Source organism: Streptomyces sp. NPDC091416 (assembly GCF_044756845.1).
Lineage (GTDB): Bacteria > Actinomycetota > Actinomycetes > Streptomycetales > Streptomycetaceae > Streptomyces.
Genome location: NZ_JBIVTU010000028.1, coordinates 1 through 14,614 on the forward strand (window position 1 = coordinate 1; position 14,614 = coordinate 14,614).

The window sequence follows — 14,614 nt, forward strand, 5'->3', positions numbered from 1 at the left end:
CTCCCTAACCCGGCGGTAGACACCTACACTTTCGCCATGTCGTACCCACGCCAGAAGCTGCCCCAGCGGGCCGGTATCTACTGTCGCCTGTCCTACGCCCCGGACGGGTCTCTCGAGAAGGTCGAGCGCCAGGAGGCGGACTGCCGCGCCCTCGCCGAGCGCCTCGGCTGGACCATCTCCGAAGCGCACATCTTCCCCGACAACTCTCGCAGCGCCTGGCAGAGAAACCGCCGGCGGCCGCAGTGGGACCGGATGCTGCAGTGCGTCGACAACCGGGAGATCGACGGGCTGCTGGTCTACCACGGCGACCGGCTCATTCGGCAGCCGTACGACCTCGAGAAGCTGATCAGCATCTCGGACCAGCAGGGCATGCGCGTGGCCAGCCCGTCCGGAACGCGCGACCTGGACAGCCCGGACGACCGCTTCATCCTCCGCATCGAGGCCGCACAGGCCTGCCGCGAGTCCGACAACACGAGCAGGCGAGTCCGCCGCGCCCTGACGGCCCGGCGCGAACGTGGCCTCACCCAGTCCGGCGGCCGCCGCCCGTTCGGATACGGCGTCCAGGTGGGCACGCGCTCCCGCCCGGGGCCGGACGGCGAGTGGCTCGAGGTGCCGCGGTACGACACCACACAGCAAGTTCGCGAGGAGGCCGAGCTGGCGGCCGACGCCGCGGACCGGCTTCTGGCCGGCCAAGGGCAGTCCGGCGTGGTCCGGTGGCTCAACACCCGGTGCACCACGACCGAGGGCAACCCATGGACGGAGAAGGCTCTGCGGAACGTGCTGACGGCACCCCGCGCGGCCGGGCTCATCGACCACGAGGGTGACTTGTACGAGGCGGCATGGGACGGCTTCCTCTCCCGGGAAACGTGGGAGAGCGTGCGCGCCCTGTACGAGGCGAGCGCCGAGCAGTCGCCTTATCCCGGCCGGGAGCGGCGCTACCTGCTCTCGGGGGTGGGCGGTGCTCAGTGCTACAACTGTGGCGGCTACGTACGGGCCAAGCCGGTCGGCGGGAAGAACCGAAAGACCTCCCGGGTGTACTACTGCCACACCTGCCGCAAGGTGGGCCGCAACGTTGAGCACCTCGACGCGTACGTGAGTGGCCAGGCGGTGGCGCTGCTCAACGACTCCCGCTTCCTCGCCGAGCTCACGGCCACCGCCGAGAACCCCGCTCTGGCCGACGAGGTCGCCACGCTGGAGCGGCGCCGCTCCGAGGTGCGCCGGCAACTGGAGACGCTGGCCGATCACCCAGAGGTCGACGCCGGCATGGCCCTACTGGCCCTGGCCTCGTTCGACGAGAAAATCAGGTCGACGCGTGACCGGCTCGCCGCGTCAGCCTCGCAGCGCCTCATCGGACGCATGGCTGGGATCACCCCGACGCAGTGGCTCGCCACATCCATAGACGTGCGCTCAGCGACCGTACGGGCCCTCTACGGCGTCGTCCTGCTCCCGACGACACTCAGAGGCCCGGGGTTCGATACGAACGCTGTACGCGTCGTACGGAGCCGCACTGACCGCGCGTCGGAAGCAGGTACACCGAAGGGCGGCTGACTCAGGCAACAGGCCAGTGCTGCCGCCAGAGCCCGTCACCTGCGATGCGGCGGGCGTAGGCGGATATCTCAGCGCAGAGCTGTTCGGATGCGTGGTCCTCATGAAGCAGCCAGACGAGAACGCCGTCTCTCTCCACGGGGGCAGCCAGCGTCCCCTTGGGCAGGGTCTCACCGGTGACTCGCTCCCAGGAGACGTAAGCCAACCCGAGGCCCTCACTGGGCTGGTCGAGACGAGCGGGATTCGAACAGGGTGACGTCTGCTCCCATCGGCCCTGCTCCATGAGGACCCGGTGCATGTACGCGAGGTCCTCGCACAGCTCGGCCGTGCCGTGCGCCAGCCCTATGCGCGCCACGATCCGGCCGTCCTCCTCGTCCAGGTCGCAAGCCCGGCCGACGGGCAACTGCCCCATCGGCACGATGTGAAATTCGATCTGTGCGGTCCCCGCACTGTTGCCGCTCATGCGTTGCCTACCTCCCCGTACCCGACCCCGGTCACCCACTGCACAATACGCACGTTAGTTCGAATAGCAGGTCTGATCCGGAGCCATCTGTTCCGCCCCCAGGCAGGTGACCCATCATGCATCGCCGATCACATTCGGACCAGCAGTTACATCAAACTAACTCAAAGTTACGATAATCCGCTCACCTGGGCTTACCCCAGGCCTCCGCGATGGAGCGCAAGCGCTCGCGGTCCTCGGGGCTCAGTGACTGATAGTGCCGAACCATCAGGCGGGTATCAGCGTCCTCCGCCCAGACGGTGTCGAGGTCGAAGAACTGGCCGGCGGCGGCATCCTGCACGAGTCGCAGAGGGAGCTGCAGCGCAACCGCCAGGGCGCGCAATTCGCCAGCACCTGGCGCCTTGATCACCTTGCGCTTGGCCAGGTTCTCAAGCGTGCCCCGCGTCCAAAGCGATCCAAGCTCCGGCTGCTCCGGATCGATGGCGAGCTCAGCCACCCTGCGATAGGAGAGCCCGAGCTCGTCCATCCGCATCCGTACCAAGTCAGCCAGGTCGGTTCTGGGGGCCGTCTCGTCAGCCATGACCATCCTCTTCGTCCGGGGGTGCGTGGGGCGTCCGGGGTGCCCAAGTGATCAACGATGCACGGCAGCATCTTTGCAGCTCATGACGCAGGAGCCCGCAGCCCCCTGGTCACAGTGTCCAGGTTTCTGGGCGCCCTGCGCCACTGGTCCAACGAATCCTGGCCGAATACGGATGCGGCGCATGCCCAAGAAACTGGACACATTGCCCAAGGCGTGCAACTGTGGGGCTGCCCAAGTTTTTAGGCACACCGCCCAAGAGGTTGCACATGGATCCTGCAAAACAGCGATACAAGCTGGTCAGCCCCGAACTGCTGGGTCAGCTCATGCAGCGCACAGGGGCAGGGACCAGCATCAGCAGGCGCGCACTGGCGGCAGCCGCTGGCATCCCGCACGGCACGATCGACCACCTGCTGAACAGCGTCGTCCGGACACAACCCGATCACGTCGCCTACTCCATCGCCCGGACCATCGGCGTAGACCTCCTGGTCCTCTGGGCACCGACCGGCCGCACGGTCCCCGTCGACGGCCCTCCGGCCGAGCACATGGCGAGCGCGCCGTGATCTGCCGGAGCCCCGCCGAGGCGTTCCAGGCCGGTCTGGACGAGCACTGCGTCCATGACCAGACCCCGTCACTGTGCCCCGCCTGCCAGCTCACGCATGCCGAGATCAGCGTCCTGGCCGTCCTGCACCGCACCAGTTCCCCCGCGATCACGGGCAAACACTCGGCACCGCAGGCCGCCTGATCGCAAATCAGGGGCCACCCGGACCGGGCCTGGTCCGTGGCAGCCCCTCAACCGGCACACCTCAACCCTTCAGAAATCGAGGTCACCGTGACCACCGAGACTACCCAGTCCGTCCCGCAGACCACCACCGAGCTCCCCCCGAAGTGGCGGGCACACCTGCAGCAGGCCTACAACGCGACCTGGCAGGCCGCGGGCCGCGTCGACACCGGCCCCTTCTGCGTCACCCAGAACCAGATCCAGGCCGCTGCCGGCGCGTACAGCGGGAACCTGCACTACCTCGACGTCGCCGCCGTCACCGAGTTCGCGGCCGCGTACGACGTCGAGGTGACGGCCACGTCCGGGCCGGGCGGCACGCACTACCAGGCCACCGCCGTCGTCAAGGGCGTTCCGGTCACGGCCTGGGCCGTCGACAGCAGCGAGTCCGGTGACCTCGCATGACGAACCCTCTCGCCGCTGTCAGCGCCCGCCTCCTGGCCGTCGCCGAGGAGCGGGACCTGGCCATCACCACAGCCGACGTTCACGCTCTGGCCGTGGCGGCCGCCGACGCCGCCACCGCTGCGGTCGTCCTGCCGGCGCCCAGCGTCGGCCGGGTGCGGCTGACGAACCAGCAGACCTGTGTGCTGATCGGCATGGCCGTCGGTGACTCGCTCGACGAGATCGCGCGCCGGATGTGCCTGAGCTCGGACACCGCGCGCAGCCACCGCCAGACCCTGTACCGCAGGCTCGGCGTCCACTCCGGCCCCCACGCCGTGGCCGTCGGCATGTCGCTGGGCCTGCTCCGGCCCGCCACCCTGCTCCCCTTGCCCGGCGCTCAGGACCGGAGCGCGGTATGAGCGACACACAATTCACCGCGATCGGCGAGGCCCTCATGGCGCTGATCCCCGGCGCCAGGCCCGAAACCACCCGCGTCACCGTCGAGTACGCCTACGCCCAGCTCGGCCACACGGGCCGAGACACGTGGAGTGGCTCGCTCGACGGCCTGGCGAACCGGATCGCTGACGCCCTGGAGAAGACCACCCCCGCGGGGGCTGCGGTCACTCCGTCGCACGAGGCCCGGTCCACCGTCCTGGTCGCCCTGGCCCGGGCGCTGCGTGAACAGCCGACGGGCGCCCAGATCCTCGGCGGCCTGGACGAGCTCGGCGAGGCCTCGGTCTGCGACGAGGAACCGTCCGTCATCGCCTCTTGGGTCGATGCGCTCTGCCACCTCGCCCGCCTCGATGCCGCGGCGGCCGTTGCTCCGGTGGTGTACCGGGCCGGGCACGACTCGATCAGCTGCGGGCTGTACACCACGCCCGAGGCCGCACAGCAGCACTGCGAGGCGCTCGTCTCCCGCGAGTACCCGGCCGACGTCACGGTGATTTTCGAGTGGTGCGTCGAGGACGAGGACGAGGCGCTGCCCGGCCTCGAGCTCGACGTGCAGGTGGACGGCAAGCACGTCTCCACCGGCTACACCGTCACCCCGCTCGAGGTCGCGACCGCGTACGACCCGGACGCCGACGAGTGACCAGCGAGGAGGCATTACTCCTCGCGGTCCTCGCCCTCGGCCTCCTGGACGTGGCCGCCATCGTCATCGGCTGGCTCGCCGACCGCCACATCACCCGCACCGCTCACCACCGCAAGGAGGGCTGACATGGCCCCCGGTTTCAACTCCCCGCCGTCGCTCAAGACCAGGTCCCCGCGCAAGAAGGCCGACCCCAACGCCGACCCGATGGAGAACCTGCCCCGTCTCGGCAGGCCCCCGGTGGCCCCCGGCACGTGCACCACCCCGCTCTGCGGCGACGTCGCCGACCTCACCAACGAGGCCGACCTGCAGGACGGATGGGTGCGCGCCGGTGTCTACGGCTCCACCGACCCCGACCGCGTCTGGTGCTCCGGCCTCTGCGCCACGTACGGAATCGCGCTCGCCGAGCTCCGCGTGACGTCGCCGAAGCGGGAGACCGCCAGTGCCTGACGCGATCGCCGCCTGGGCGCTCGTCCTCGCCGTCGGCGTGGCCCTGGTCCTGGTGAGCACTTACACCCGCGGTCACCGGGCCCCGACTGCCGGCCCCGACGGCGACCCGACCGGCGCGCCGCCGGAGAGCGGCCTGTACCAGGCCTGCCACTCCCTGACGTGCGCTCACAACTCGAGGCTGCACGACTTCACCGCGGCCGGTCTGGTCTGCAGGCGCTGCGGCCGGATCTACACCGACCGGTGAGCGGGTCCGTACGCCCCTGCGCCGACGCCGACCCCCGCCACGGCCTCGTCTACGCCCGCCGGTACGTCACCGGCTGGCGCTGCGACCGCCACACCCCATCCGCCTGGGCGGGCCGACCGGAGTCCCCGCCCGGACCCGGCTGGCCCGCCGGGTCCTACCTCAACCAGAACACCGAACCGCCGGCAGAACAGGAACCGTCATGACGACCGCTGCAGCGCCGCACCGCCCGAGCCCCGCCGACCTCGCCGTGAAATCGCCCGCGCACCAGCGCGCCGAGGAGCGCCAGGCCGCGCTCCTCGCCCCCGTTCACCTCCCGCACAGCTCGCGGTTCCGGGTCGAGTTCGGAAGGGCGATCTTCGCCTCCGGCATGACGCCCCACTCCCGCCTCGTCGCCCTCGCCCTGGCCGCGCGCGGCAACTACCGCACCGGCCACATCCCGGACCACCGCCAGCCCCGCCTCCACGGCCTGGCCCAAGCGACCGGCCTGTCTGCCGGTCAGGTCGTCGTCGCGCTGCGAGTCCTCGAGTCCCGCGGCTGGATCGCCTGCACCGGGTCGCGCAACTACGACCAGGGCACGCTGCGCGCCCACATCCCGCAGCACGCCGCCGCCTCGCTCATCCAGCACGACTGACCCATCCCGCCCCTATCCCTGGAGTTCCGTTGACCGCCGCCGTCGCGTACGCAGCAGCCCCCGCTGCTGCTGCGCCGTGCCTGCAGCCGCCCCGCGCGGCTGCAGCGGCACGGCCGCGCACCGGCGGTGGTTTCCGGGTCCGTACACCCCTGCGCCTGGTCGTAGGTGCTCAGTACGCCGATGCGGCCCTGAGCACCTACGTCAAGATCGCAGCACTCGCGATGCGTCCCGAGAACTGCCGGGCCGAGGTCGCGACGATCGCCACCTACCTCGGCCTGTCCAAATCCGCAGTTGAGCGCGCGCTGACGCAGCTCAACACCGCCGGCACGGACGGCATCGCCGAGGTCATCACCGTCCGGCACACCTCCCGCGACGGAGAGGGCGAGTCCGCGGAACGCTGGGTGCGCACCATGGACGAGGACGAACTGTTCGTGTGGCTGCCCGCCCGGGCCGCCACCTCGCTCCCGCCGCGCCAGCTGCGCCTGTACGCCGTCATCGCCTACGCCCAGGTACGCCGCATGCCGCTGACCCTGGCCGAGCTGCGCGACGTCGTCCGCCACCAGTACGGCGACAGCGCCGGTACGCCGCTCGGCGAGCGACAGGTGATGCGCCTCCTGGACGAGCTCGAGGACTCCGGCTGGATCACCATCCACCGCCGCCAGGGCCCGCGCGGCCGGCACATCTACGAGGCGCACCACCGCCCGCTCCACCCCGTCCTCGACGACGTCGACGAGGAGCCGGACGCGCCCGCGGCCGCCGCCGCTTCGGCCACCGCGACCCCTGACATACATGACGGATCGGCTCCCCGCACAGCTGACGGTTCCCCGTCTAGGGAAGACCACAGGACTGACCGACTCGGACGAAAGAGCGAGCTGGGTGGTGGGATCCGCCGCAGGCGAGACACCGGTAGTAAGGGCGCCCGCCCTGTGGAAAACCCGGCTGGGCCGACGTTCCGCGCCGCAGGTCACGACGAAAAGCGCAGCAACACCAGCGGGGCCACGAACTCGGCTTACACCGGCCCCGGGCTGCAGCTCTCGCCCCGCCTCTGGTCCGTCCTCGAGCCCGTCCGTCTCGAACTCCCCGGCATCCGGCCGTACGTGCTGCGCCGCATCGGTCACGAGATCGGCCGCCAGCTGGCCGCCGGGGCCGGTGCCGAGCGCCTCACGGCCCGGCTGGCCCGCCGCTGGGTAACCACCGACGCCCCGCGCCGCGGCGACGTCGGGCGCTGGATTCTCGGCTCTGGGCTGGTCCGCCGCGGCTGCGGCCTCGAGTCCTGCGAGGACGGCATCACCTGGCACACCGGCGACCTCTGCCCCGTCTGCCACGACAACGCCATGCACGCACTGCAGGCCGCCGGGGCGCAGCAGCAGGGCGTGGTCCAGGAGCAGCCGCCCGAACCACCGCCGCCGCCCCGGGCCCCGGTGGCGTGGGTGGCGGTGCCCGCCCCGGCGGTGAGCAGCGGTCCGCCCGTCCTGGACCGGGCCGAGCGGGCCGCCCTGCGCGCGGCCGCGACCCCGGCCGTAGTCCGCCAGGCCATCGCCGAACACGGACGGGCCGCTGCCACCTACCTCTACGGCCACTCCCTGGTCCTGCCCCACCTCGCCGAGATCGACCCCGGAAGGAACCCAGCATGAAACCGAGCACCTCCCACATCACCATCTGCCGCCGCTGCAACGCCCGGATCTGCTGGGCGCTCACCACCGCGAACGGGAAGCGCCAGCCCGTTGACGCCGAGCCCACCGCCGAGGGCAACTTGGCCGTGATGCAGGGCGCCGACGGCGTGCTGTACGTCCGGTCCGTCACCGTGGCCCGGCCGGAGATCCGCCCGGGCGAGTGGCAGGCCATGCCCCATCACGCCACCTGCAGCAGCCCGCCCCCGAGGCGCAGCAGCGGGACCGGGCAGCGGCAGCGGACCGGTGTCCGGCCGGTGCCGTGGCAGGGACGGCAGTCGTGATCAGCGAGGACAGCGACACGCTCGCCCGGGCGGTCGCCGCCCGCGAGGAGTTTCCGGACGGCAGCTACGGCGGCCGCCGCAGGACGAACCCGGACCCGCAGGCAGCCGAGCACGTTCAGGAGCTCCTCGAAGGCCTGGACGGATGGCGCCTCGGTGACCGGGCCAAGCACCCGTGGCCGCCGCCGGCATGACGATCGCCGCGCTGCAGCAGCTGCTGGCCGAGGAGCAGCCCGACGTCCCCCGTCACCCGGCACCCCGCATCCCGCAGATCATCGCCAGAAAGAGGAAGTCCATGAGCGCTCAGCCGCCCGTCCCCGGGCCGCGCACCCCGCAGGCGGCACCGTCTGCCGGCCTGACCGTCGCCACGACCGGCGCACTCATCACCTGGGCCGAGAAACACCCCACCAAGTCCATCGCCCGCAAGGGGCAGCAGGCCCGCGAACTCCTGCAGGAGCTGCGGGAGCTGCAGGCCGCCGACGAGCAGCTGGCACAGGCCGAGGCCGACGAGCAGCGCCTGCTGAGGGAGCTCGAGGCCGTACGCGCCCGCCGGGAGCAGCTGCGCCCGAAGCGCAAGGCCGTCAGGCGGGACTACGACCAGGGCGAGGTGCGGGCCTGGGCGACGTCTCAGGGCCTCGCCGTGCCAAGCCGGGGCCAGATCCCCAAGGCCGTCCTGCAGGCCTGGCGTGAGCAGAACGGTGGTGCGCGATGACGCCTGAACACGTGGACCGGGTCCGCGAGATGGCTGCGGCCGGCCAGTCGGACCGTGCGATCGCCGAGGAGCTCGGGATGTCGTGGCGCACCGTGCTGCGGGCCCGGAACCGCCACGGCATCCCGAGCACCTGGGCGCCGGCGCTGAGGGGGTGCGGGACGTGGGGCGCGTACAGGCGCGGCTGCCGATGCGAGAAGTGCCGTACGCATCACGCCGCGGGCCTGGCTGCCAGCAAGGCCGACCGGTACGCCCGACGGGCCGCCGGCACCGCCGTCTTCACCCACGGCGCCAACGCGTACAAGAACTGGGGCTGTAGGTGCGACGTCTGCAGCAAGGACGCCAGCGCGGTCAACAAAGCCCAGCACAAGGCCAGGCGCGCCCAGTGATCCCCGTCATCGCGGCCGCTGCGGTCGTCTTCGTCGCGGCCGCGCTCGCCCTCGGCCACATTGCCCACCCCCGCCGCGTCAACGCGACCACGCCCGGCACCCCCGAGCAGGACCGGGCCGCCATCGAGGAGTTCTGTATGCCCGACACCACACCCGCCGCGAAAGCCATTCCGGCGCCCGCCCTGGACCTCCCGGCTATCGCCGTGCCGTGCCCCTCCTGCAAGTCCCGTGCCCGGGAGCTCTGCAGCAGCCACGGCGGCACCCGCTCCCGCCGCAACGACGTACACCAGGCCCGTACCGCCCAGGCCCGTGCCGCTGGGCTGCTGCAGTGAGCGCGTCCGTCGTCATCCTCTGCGAGAGGTCCGGGCGGTACGGGACCTGCGCCGCACAGCACCACGCCGGCACGGCCGACGAGGACCAGGCCCGCAAGTCCGCCGAGGCAGCCGGCTGGAGCACCCGCGGACCCGATCTCTGCCCTGCCCACGCCCCACGCCGCCGGGGCGGACCGCCGTGCGGCAACAACCCGAACACGCGGCTCACCCCCGGGGACCAGGCCGCCGTCGCCGAATTCCTGGCCTACCTCAAGCGGCGTGCCGAACGCACGCCCTGACCCACCGCACGACCAGGAGCACGCCATGGACAACACCTGCGAGATCTGCCACCAGCACGCCCCCGCCGACTGCTACCTGTGCGACGGCTGCACCTACCGGATCCACACCTGGCTGCGGGAGATCCCCCGCCACCTGCCACTCCTGCAGGACAGCCTGCAGCCCGACACCGGACCGGCGCAGCGCGGCGGCAGCGGCCGCGCGCACTCCCCGCTGCCCGTCCGCCTCGAGGTCCTCGACCTCCTCGGCCCCGGGCACGTCGTCCCCCTCGCCGACCCGCACGGCGACCAGGCCGCCGGCATCCCCATCACGGCCCTGCTCGTCGGCTGGGCCCGCTACCTCGCCGCCGACGTCCCGTACGTTCGGCGCGACGAGCACGGCACCATCCACATCGAGCGCGGCGCCGCCCCGGTCGCCCGGGCCGGGAACAGCATCACCGCCTGGTGCTCCTGGCTGGACGCCTACCTGCCGTACGCCGCGACCCGGCCGTGGGCAGCCGACATGTACGAGCAGCTCGAGGCGCTCCTGCAGCGGATCCGCCGCATCACCCACACCACGCCGCGCCGCCGCCCCATGGACGCGCCCTGCCCCGGCTGCCAGGGATGGGCGCTGGTCGCCGTCGACGACGAGTGGCACATCTCCTGCCAGTCGTGCACCGTACGGCTCACCCCCGACGAGTACGCCGCCCACCGCGCCCAGGTCATGCCCGTCCTGGCCGCCATCGCGCTGCGCCTCGGTGCGCACCAGGCCACGGCGGCCTGACGCTCAGTACGCTCCGGACACGACTGCGCCCCGCCCGACTGTCACGGGCGGGGCGCAGCTGCTACTGCTCGGGCGGGGCCTTGAGGTCTGTTCGCTCCCCGGGCCGCAGCTCACGAGCCTTGTAGTAGGCCCGGGCCTCGGCGAGGTCCCAGAGTTCCCGGGTGCTGCCCGGGCGCCGGCGCGAGGCCGGGAAGCTCGGGTCCTTGGTGCGCAGCGCGTGCAGCCACTGACGTGTGACGCCGAGCTCCGCAGCCAGTTGCGACAGGTTCACCAGCTCCCCCTCGTCCGACGTTTCCGGCTCCCTTTTCTCCGGCATAGGCGTCATCCTGCCCTAACCTTGTTGACACTGTAAAGCAGGTTCCCTACGGTGGGGCCTGCAACGGAACGGCCCCGGTCGGCGCTCGCAACGCCATATGACCGGGGCCAGTCATCCACCTGCATCACCAGGAGGACAACCATGCGCGATCGTATCCGCGCCACCGTGGCCTGCGCCTCGGCCCCCGACATGAACCTGGCACTGGCCCAGGCCCGCACCACCCCCGACCAGGCCACCCGCGCGCTCATGGCCGACATCGGCACGGCGCTCTGCGGCGTGGAACCGACGCTGATCATGCGGGAGGTCACCCGCCTCGCGTACGCCGGACGGGCCGCCGCCGACGTCCACGGCCTCGGCACCCCGCACGCCGTCGCCGCCACCGGCCGTCTGCTCCGCCACATGCCCCGCGTCGACTGGCCGGCCACCGAGGCCCCCATCACCCGCGCCGAGTACGGCATGCGCCTGCTCAAGAAGGCCGGCGCCTGATGGCCGCCGCCGAGCAGCCCTCGGTGAGCGCCACCGAGGCCGCGGCCGCGTACCAGCGCGGCCAGGACCTGATGCGCGCCGAGGCCGAGCGCCGCCGCGCCGCTGCGGACGCCCGCGCGGCCGCCGTCAACGCCGCCCGCTGAGACCACCCCTTCCTGCCGGGCCGCACCCCCATTGCGGCCCGGCCACCCCTCGCCCCGGAGGACCAGGCGTGACCACCGAACCGCCGACCGAGCAGCAGCTGCTCCCCGGCATCCGCTACCGCACCGAGACCCGCCAGCGCCTCGTCACCCACACAGTGAACGGCGACCCGGAGCAGGTCGAGGAGGACTACGACGTCCTCGTGCCCGTTCCGCCCCGCGACTGGGACCACATCGTCATGACCGCGGTCACCGTCGTGGCCGCCGGCCTTCTCGCCATCGCGATCATCTGGTCCGTGGCCAGCATCGGCGACCTCCTCGCCCGCGCAGTCCTCGCCCCGATCGCCTACCTGGCCGCCTCGGCATTCGCCCTGGTCTGGATCAGCTGCATGGCACTGGAATGGCTCGCCCGCTACAACGCCGACCGCGCCAAGGGCCCCCGTACCGCCGGAACCGTCGCCCTGATCGCTGACATGGCCGCCGTGGCCGCGCACGGGCACCTCGAGGACTCCCTGTACGTCGGGATCGCCGGGGCTGCCGTATCCGCGATCGCGAAGTACATGTGGTCCACGGTGATGCGCCACCAGGCGCGGCCGCTTCCCGAGCTGACCCGCCGCTGGCTCGCCAAACGGGAAGCCGACATCACCGCCCGCCTCGCCCTCGCGGGACAGCTGCGCACCCTCGCCCGGGTCGAGGGCCAGGCCGCGGTCTACGCCGCCCCGCCCGCCGCACGGGCCCTGCAGGACAACGGCCAGGACACGCCAGGACAGCTGTCCCCCACTGTCCTGTCCGCTGTCCGGGCCATCCGGACAACCGTCCCCGACCTGTCCCACGATGACGTCCTGGCACACCTCGACACCCTCGGCCTGGACTACGACACCGACACCGTCCTGACCGTCCTGGACAACGAGGACAGCAGGTCACCGGGCCCACGGCCCGTCATCACCCCAACCGGGCAGACCGTGACGGACAGCATCAGGACAGCGATGTCCTCCGGCGTCCAGGACAAGGACAAGGTCGTGTCCTACGTCCACCAGATCCACGGGACAGGTGTCCCGCGCTCCACCATCGTCCGCGTCTTCAACCGCGAGCTGGGCCGTACGGCATGAACGACAATCACGGCACCCGCGACGCAGCCGAACGGCAGATCCGGGCACTGCTGCGCCGCGCCATCGACGGCCCGCCGGCCGACGAGCAGCCGAAGCCCGTCCCGCTCGTCGAGGTCCACGTCATCCCTGAACCCGACACCGCGGACCAGGACGACAAGGACGACGACGACCAGGAGCAGCCCGAGCCGCCCCGGCCCTGGTGGCACGTACGGCCCACCCCGTTCGGCACCCGGCAGCGCGCCCCCGAACCCCAGCCCACGCCGCAGGAGATCACCGCGGCCGCGCCCGGCATCCACGTCACCGTCAACCAGCCCACCCCCGAGCCCCAGGCCGCGCTGTCGGTCGAGGACGAGTGGGCCCGCGAGCGCCGCCACCGCCGCCGCCTGTGGCTCGTCTACCACGGCAGCGCCGCCGCCGTCGGCTGGTGGCTCGGCCTCGCCGGACAGATGGCCGACCTGCTCGCATCCGCCGGCAACGGCGCACCCGCCGCAGGCATCGCCATGGCCGCAGTGACGTACATCGTCGCGTCCTACCTCCCCGGCCTGCCGTACATGCCCCCCGCGCTGCGCCCGGTCACCGTCTGGGCCGCCCGAATCCCCGTGTGCACCGCCGTCCTCGCCCTGGCGCTCTACGCGCCCGGCACGTTCTAGGAGACGCCCCGTCATGTACCTCGCAGCCCCCAACAGCGGGAGCTCCGTTCTCGGATTCATGGGGTCGGGCGGCCTGGCGCTCTGCCTCACCGTCCTGCTCGTCTTCGGCGTCATCGGCAAGGGATCACGCAAGCTCGACATCGTCTGGGCCGGTGTCGTCGCGTTCGCTGCCGGCTCCGCCTACATCGCCGCCGGGAAGATCTGGGCAAGCCCTCAGCAGGTCGTTGAGCAGGGCTGGACCGGCCTCGGCGTCGGAGGTGCCGGCGGGCCGTTCGGAGAGTTCGGCATCGGCGCGGCCTGCACCCTGCTCGTGATCCTGATGGTGGTCGCCCCGCTGAACCCGACCCGGGCCGCAGTCCTCTGCCTGATCGCTGCGTTCACCTGGCCCGCAGCAGGGGACGGATCCATCTGGGCCGTCCCCGGGCAGTTCGTCGCAGCCGCATTCATGATGTTCGGCGGTGGCGCCTGATGGAGCACTGGATCGCGTTCTGGACCGCCCTCTGGGTCGGCTCCGAAAAGGTCACCCGCTGGACCGTGGACTGGCTCTGCAACGCCCACCCCAAGCCCGCCGAGCCCCCGGCCAAGCCCGCCGCCGACAACACGGAGGCGACCGACCAGGCAGAGGAGGCCGGCCCGGGGGAGGAGCAGGCGAAGCCCTCGAAGAAGGCGCCCAAGAAGACTGCCCCGGACACCGAAGGGTCGGCGCTGCTGCGCTGGTTCGGCGTCCTGGCCGTCGCCTTCCTCACCAAGACCCTGCCGTACACCACGATCATCACGGCCACCCTCGCGGGCGCCTGGGTGCTCACCGCGCTCTTCCTCGGCTACGCCGCCGCTCTCCCCGAGGAGCCCACCGAGGCCCTGGACGAGGAACCGGCTGAGAAGCCCGCCGCCGACGACCGCCACCCCCGCGACATCCTGACCCGCGAGCACGTCGCGCTGCTCCTTACCGACGTCTACACCGAGGGCTCCGGCGTCCACCTCGCAGCCCTCGCCAAGCACCTCTCCCGGGCCCCGCTTGTGGGCCTCCCCGCGACCCCATGGGCCACCGCAGATGTGCGCGCCCTCCTGGCCCGCCACGAGGTGCGTATCCGCCCCGGGGTGAGGGTGCCCCCGACGGGCGGCCGCGAGGGGGTCCATAAAGAGGACTTCCCCCCACTCCCCCCACCTCCTTCTGACCCCCCTGTTGTTGGCGTTGTTGTCCCAGGTCAGAGCAACAACAACAACGCGGGCAACGACTACCCGTTCACCGTCACCGACGACCCGAAGAACCCAGCTGCAGCACGCGTACAGCACCACACCCGCTGACGGCTGCCCGATCCGCCCGTCACGTACGGGCGGCGA

The 14,614-nt window shown here is 71.7% G+C and carries 28 protein-coding genes; 25 read left to right on the forward strand and 3 right to left on the reverse strand.

Annotation, left to right across the window (positions count from 1 at the left end; genetic code table 11):
* Positions 1 to 36 precede the first annotated feature (36 nt).
* Complete coding sequence (locus ACIQMX_RS40385) at positions 37 to 1,548, forward strand: recombinase family protein (RefSeq protein ID WP_402486127.1); 1,512 nt, start codon at positions 37 to 39, stop codon at positions 1,546 to 1,548.
* 1 nt (position 1,549) lies between these two features.
* On the opposite strand, the gene ACIQMX_RS40390 is transcribed toward ACIQMX_RS40385, so the two are convergent.
* Together ACIQMX_RS40390 and ACIQMX_RS40395 are read right to left on the reverse strand one after the other, a co-directional pair.
* Positions 1,550 to 2,008: a hypothetical protein gene (locus ACIQMX_RS40390; protein WP_402486129.1), complete on the reverse strand. Its 459-nt coding sequence runs from the start codon at positions 2,006 to 2,008 to the stop codon at positions 1,550 to 1,552.
* A 181-nt stretch (positions 2,009 to 2,189) separates the two neighbouring features.
* Complete coding sequence (locus ACIQMX_RS40395) at positions 2,190 to 2,585, reverse strand: XRE family transcriptional regulator (protein WP_402486131.1); 396 nt, start codon at positions 2,583 to 2,585, stop codon at positions 2,190 to 2,192.
* Between the two features lie 266 nt (positions 2,586 to 2,851).
* Between ACIQMX_RS40395 and ACIQMX_RS40400 the strand changes: the two genes are divergently transcribed.
* From ACIQMX_RS40400 to ACIQMX_RS40485, 18 genes are all read left to right on the forward strand, one after another.
* Positions 2,852 to 3,145, forward strand: coding sequence for an XRE family transcriptional regulator (locus tag ACIQMX_RS40400; RefSeq protein WP_402486134.1), 294 nt, complete (start codon positions 2,852 to 2,854; stop codon positions 3,143 to 3,145).
* A complete protein-coding gene (locus ACIQMX_RS40405; protein WP_402486136.1) occupies positions 3,142 to 3,327 on the forward strand; it encodes a hypothetical protein in 186 nt (61 codons plus the stop codon). Before ACIQMX_RS40400 ends, ACIQMX_RS40405 begins: the two co-directional genes overlap by 4 nt.
* 87 nt (positions 3,328 to 3,414) lie before the next feature.
* Positions 3,415 to 3,765 (forward strand): hypothetical protein, encoded by a 351-nt coding sequence (locus ACIQMX_RS40410; protein WP_402486139.1) that lies wholly within the window; start codon positions 3,415 to 3,417, stop codon positions 3,763 to 3,765.
* Positions 3,762 to 4,160 carry a response regulator transcription factor gene (locus ACIQMX_RS40415; protein WP_402486142.1) on the forward strand — a complete coding sequence of 133 codons (399 nt, stop codon included), beginning with the start codon at positions 3,762 to 3,764 and terminating at the stop codon, positions 4,158 to 4,160. The genes ACIQMX_RS40410 and ACIQMX_RS40415 overlap by 4 nt, the downstream gene beginning before the upstream one ends.
* The gene (locus ACIQMX_RS40420) at positions 4,157 to 4,831 is read left to right on the forward strand and encodes a hypothetical protein (RefSeq protein WP_402486145.1); all 675 of its coding nucleotides are present in this window, start codon (positions 4,157 to 4,159) and stop codon (positions 4,829 to 4,831) included. Before ACIQMX_RS40415 ends, ACIQMX_RS40420 begins: the two co-directional genes overlap by 4 nt.
* Complete coding sequence (locus ACIQMX_RS40425) at positions 4,828 to 4,956, forward strand: hypothetical protein (protein WP_402486148.1); 129 nt, start codon at positions 4,828 to 4,830, stop codon at positions 4,954 to 4,956. Before ACIQMX_RS40420 ends, ACIQMX_RS40425 begins: the two co-directional genes overlap by 4 nt.
* Before the next feature lies 1 nt (position 4,957).
* Positions 4,958 to 5,278: a hypothetical protein gene (locus tag ACIQMX_RS40430; RefSeq protein ID WP_402486151.1), complete on the forward strand. Its 321-nt coding sequence runs from the start codon at positions 4,958 to 4,960 to the stop codon at positions 5,276 to 5,278.
* Positions 5,271 to 5,522, forward strand: coding sequence for a hypothetical protein (locus tag ACIQMX_RS40435; RefSeq protein ID WP_402486154.1), 252 nt, complete (start codon positions 5,271 to 5,273; stop codon positions 5,520 to 5,522). Before ACIQMX_RS40430 ends, ACIQMX_RS40435 begins: the two co-directional genes overlap by 8 nt.
* Positions 5,519 to 5,725, forward strand: coding sequence for a hypothetical protein (locus tag ACIQMX_RS40440; protein WP_402486157.1), 207 nt, complete (start codon positions 5,519 to 5,521; stop codon positions 5,723 to 5,725). The genes ACIQMX_RS40435 and ACIQMX_RS40440 overlap by 4 nt, the downstream gene beginning before the upstream one ends.
* Positions 5,722 to 6,153, forward strand: coding sequence for a hypothetical protein (locus ACIQMX_RS40445; protein ID WP_402486160.1), 432 nt, complete (start codon positions 5,722 to 5,724; stop codon positions 6,151 to 6,153). Before ACIQMX_RS40440 ends, ACIQMX_RS40445 begins: the two co-directional genes overlap by 4 nt.
* A 29-nt stretch (positions 6,154 to 6,182) precedes the next feature.
* A complete protein-coding gene (locus ACIQMX_RS40450; RefSeq protein ID WP_402486163.1) occupies positions 6,183 to 7,787 on the forward strand; it encodes a hypothetical protein in 1,605 nt (534 codons plus the stop codon).
* Positions 7,784 to 8,107 (forward strand): hypothetical protein, encoded by a 324-nt coding sequence (locus tag ACIQMX_RS40455; RefSeq protein WP_402486166.1) that lies wholly within the window; start codon positions 7,784 to 7,786, stop codon positions 8,105 to 8,107. The genes ACIQMX_RS40450 and ACIQMX_RS40455 overlap by 4 nt, the downstream gene beginning before the upstream one ends.
* Positions 8,104 to 8,298, forward strand: a complete 195-nt coding sequence (locus ACIQMX_RS40460; protein ID WP_402486169.1) for a hypothetical protein — start codon at positions 8,104 to 8,106, stop codon at positions 8,296 to 8,298. The genes ACIQMX_RS40455 and ACIQMX_RS40460 overlap by 4 nt, the downstream gene beginning before the upstream one ends.
* Entirely contained in the window at positions 8,280 to 8,816 is a 537-nt protein-coding gene (locus tag ACIQMX_RS40465) for a histone-like nucleoid-structuring protein Lsr2 (protein WP_402486172.1), read from the forward strand. The genes ACIQMX_RS40460 and ACIQMX_RS40465 overlap by 19 nt, the downstream gene beginning before the upstream one ends.
* Positions 8,813 to 9,202, forward strand: coding sequence for a hypothetical protein (locus ACIQMX_RS40470; RefSeq protein WP_402486175.1), 390 nt, complete (start codon positions 8,813 to 8,815; stop codon positions 9,200 to 9,202). Before ACIQMX_RS40465 ends, ACIQMX_RS40470 begins: the two co-directional genes overlap by 4 nt.
* Positions 9,199 to 9,534 carry a hypothetical protein gene (locus ACIQMX_RS40475; RefSeq protein WP_402486178.1) on the forward strand — a complete coding sequence of 112 codons (336 nt, stop codon included), beginning with the start codon at positions 9,199 to 9,201 and terminating at the stop codon, positions 9,532 to 9,534. Before ACIQMX_RS40470 ends, ACIQMX_RS40475 begins: the two co-directional genes overlap by 4 nt.
* Complete coding sequence (locus ACIQMX_RS40480; RefSeq protein ID WP_402486181.1) at positions 9,531 to 9,812, forward strand: hypothetical protein; 282 nt, start codon at positions 9,531 to 9,533, stop codon at positions 9,810 to 9,812. The genes ACIQMX_RS40475 and ACIQMX_RS40480 overlap by 4 nt, the downstream gene beginning before the upstream one ends.
* Positions 9,813 to 9,837: 25 nt before the next feature.
* Complete coding sequence (locus ACIQMX_RS40485; protein ID WP_402486184.1) at positions 9,838 to 10,572, forward strand: hypothetical protein; 735 nt, start codon at positions 9,838 to 9,840, stop codon at positions 10,570 to 10,572.
* 61 nt (positions 10,573 to 10,633) lie between these two features.
* Here the strand turns inward: ACIQMX_RS40485 and ACIQMX_RS40490 are convergent, their stop codons facing one another.
* Positions 10,634 to 10,888: a hypothetical protein gene (locus tag ACIQMX_RS40490; RefSeq protein ID WP_402486186.1), complete on the reverse strand. Its 255-nt coding sequence runs from the start codon at positions 10,886 to 10,888 to the stop codon at positions 10,634 to 10,636.
* A gap of 141 nt (positions 10,889 to 11,029) precedes the next feature.
* On the opposite strand from ACIQMX_RS40490, the gene ACIQMX_RS40495 reads away from it, so the two are divergent.
* The 6 genes from ACIQMX_RS40495 to ACIQMX_RS40520 all read left to right on the forward strand — a co-directional run bounded on the left by ACIQMX_RS40495 (position 11,030) and on the right by ACIQMX_RS40520 (position 14,578).
* Positions 11,030 to 11,374, forward strand: coding sequence for a hypothetical protein (locus ACIQMX_RS40495; RefSeq protein WP_402486189.1), 345 nt, complete (start codon positions 11,030 to 11,032; stop codon positions 11,372 to 11,374).
* Entirely contained in the window at positions 11,374 to 11,517 is a 144-nt protein-coding gene (locus ACIQMX_RS40500; protein ID WP_402486192.1) for a hypothetical protein, read from the forward strand. Before ACIQMX_RS40495 ends, ACIQMX_RS40500 begins: the two co-directional genes overlap by 1 nt.
* A 68-nt stretch (positions 11,518 to 11,585) precedes the next feature.
* Positions 11,586 to 12,623: a protein transporter Sec31 gene (locus ACIQMX_RS40505; protein WP_402486194.1), complete on the forward strand. Its 1,038-nt coding sequence runs from the start codon at positions 11,586 to 11,588 to the stop codon at positions 12,621 to 12,623.
* Positions 12,620 to 13,273 (forward strand): hypothetical protein, encoded by a 654-nt coding sequence (locus ACIQMX_RS40510; protein ID WP_402486197.1) that lies wholly within the window; start codon positions 12,620 to 12,622, stop codon positions 13,271 to 13,273. The genes ACIQMX_RS40505 and ACIQMX_RS40510 overlap by 4 nt, the downstream gene beginning before the upstream one ends.
* A gap of 13 nt (positions 13,274 to 13,286) precedes the next feature.
* Positions 13,287 to 13,742 (forward strand): hypothetical protein, encoded by a 456-nt coding sequence (locus ACIQMX_RS40515; RefSeq protein WP_402486200.1) that lies wholly within the window; start codon positions 13,287 to 13,289, stop codon positions 13,740 to 13,742.
* Positions 13,742 to 14,578, forward strand: coding sequence for a hypothetical protein (locus ACIQMX_RS40520; protein WP_402486203.1), 837 nt, complete (start codon positions 13,742 to 13,744; stop codon positions 14,576 to 14,578). Before ACIQMX_RS40515 ends, ACIQMX_RS40520 begins: the two co-directional genes overlap by 1 nt.
* Positions 14,579 to 14,614 lie beyond the last annotated feature (36 nt).

What these genes read in the sequence shown, in the direction of transcription:
- ACIQMX_RS40385 (WP_402486127.1), top strand. Translation starts at nt 37, where the DNA reads ATGTCGTACCCACGCCAGAAGCTGCCCCAGCGGGCCGGTATCTACTGT.
- ACIQMX_RS40390 (WP_402486129.1), bottom strand. Translation starts at nt 2,008, where the DNA reads ATGAGCGGCAACAGTGCGGGGACCGCACAGATCGAATTTCACATCGTG.
- ACIQMX_RS40395 (WP_402486131.1), bottom strand. Translation starts at nt 2,585, where the DNA reads ATGGCTGACGAGACGGCCCCCAGAACCGACCTGGCTGACTTGGTACGG.
- ACIQMX_RS40400 (WP_402486134.1), top strand. Translation starts at nt 2,852, where the DNA reads ATGGATCCTGCAAAACAGCGATACAAGCTGGTCAGCCCCGAACTGCTG.
- ACIQMX_RS40415 (WP_402486142.1), top strand. Translation starts at nt 3,762, where the DNA reads ATGACGAACCCTCTCGCCGCTGTCAGCGCCCGCCTCCTGGCCGTCGCC.
- ACIQMX_RS40420 (WP_402486145.1), top strand. Translation starts at nt 4,157, where the DNA reads ATGAGCGACACACAATTCACCGCGATCGGCGAGGCCCTCATGGCGCTG.
- ACIQMX_RS40430 (WP_402486151.1), top strand. Translation starts at nt 4,958, where the DNA reads ATGGCCCCCGGTTTCAACTCCCCGCCGTCGCTCAAGACCAGGTCCCCG.
- ACIQMX_RS40445 (WP_402486160.1), top strand. Translation starts at nt 5,722, where the DNA reads ATGACGACCGCTGCAGCGCCGCACCGCCCGAGCCCCGCCGACCTCGCC.
- ACIQMX_RS40455 (WP_402486166.1), top strand. Translation starts at nt 7,784, where the DNA reads ATGAAACCGAGCACCTCCCACATCACCATCTGCCGCCGCTGCAACGCC.
- ACIQMX_RS40470 (WP_402486175.1), top strand. Translation starts at nt 8,813, where the DNA reads ATGACGCCTGAACACGTGGACCGGGTCCGCGAGATGGCTGCGGCCGGC.
- ACIQMX_RS40485 (WP_402486184.1), top strand. Translation starts at nt 9,838, where the DNA reads ATGGACAACACCTGCGAGATCTGCCACCAGCACGCCCCCGCCGACTGC.
- ACIQMX_RS40490 (WP_402486186.1), bottom strand. Translation starts at nt 10,888, where the DNA reads ATGCCGGAGAAAAGGGAGCCGGAAACGTCGGACGAGGGGGAGCTGGTG.
- ACIQMX_RS40495 (WP_402486189.1), top strand. Translation starts at nt 11,030, where the DNA reads ATGCGCGATCGTATCCGCGCCACCGTGGCCTGCGCCTCGGCCCCCGAC.
- ACIQMX_RS40500 (WP_402486192.1), top strand. Translation starts at nt 11,374, where the DNA reads ATGGCCGCCGCCGAGCAGCCCTCGGTGAGCGCCACCGAGGCCGCGGCC.
- ACIQMX_RS40510 (WP_402486197.1), top strand. Translation starts at nt 12,620, where the DNA reads ATGAACGACAATCACGGCACCCGCGACGCAGCCGAACGGCAGATCCGG.
- ACIQMX_RS40515 (WP_402486200.1), top strand. Translation starts at nt 13,287, where the DNA reads ATGTACCTCGCAGCCCCCAACAGCGGGAGCTCCGTTCTCGGATTCATG.
- ACIQMX_RS40520 (WP_402486203.1), top strand. Translation starts at nt 13,742, where the DNA reads ATGGAGCACTGGATCGCGTTCTGGACCGCCCTCTGGGTCGGCTCCGAA.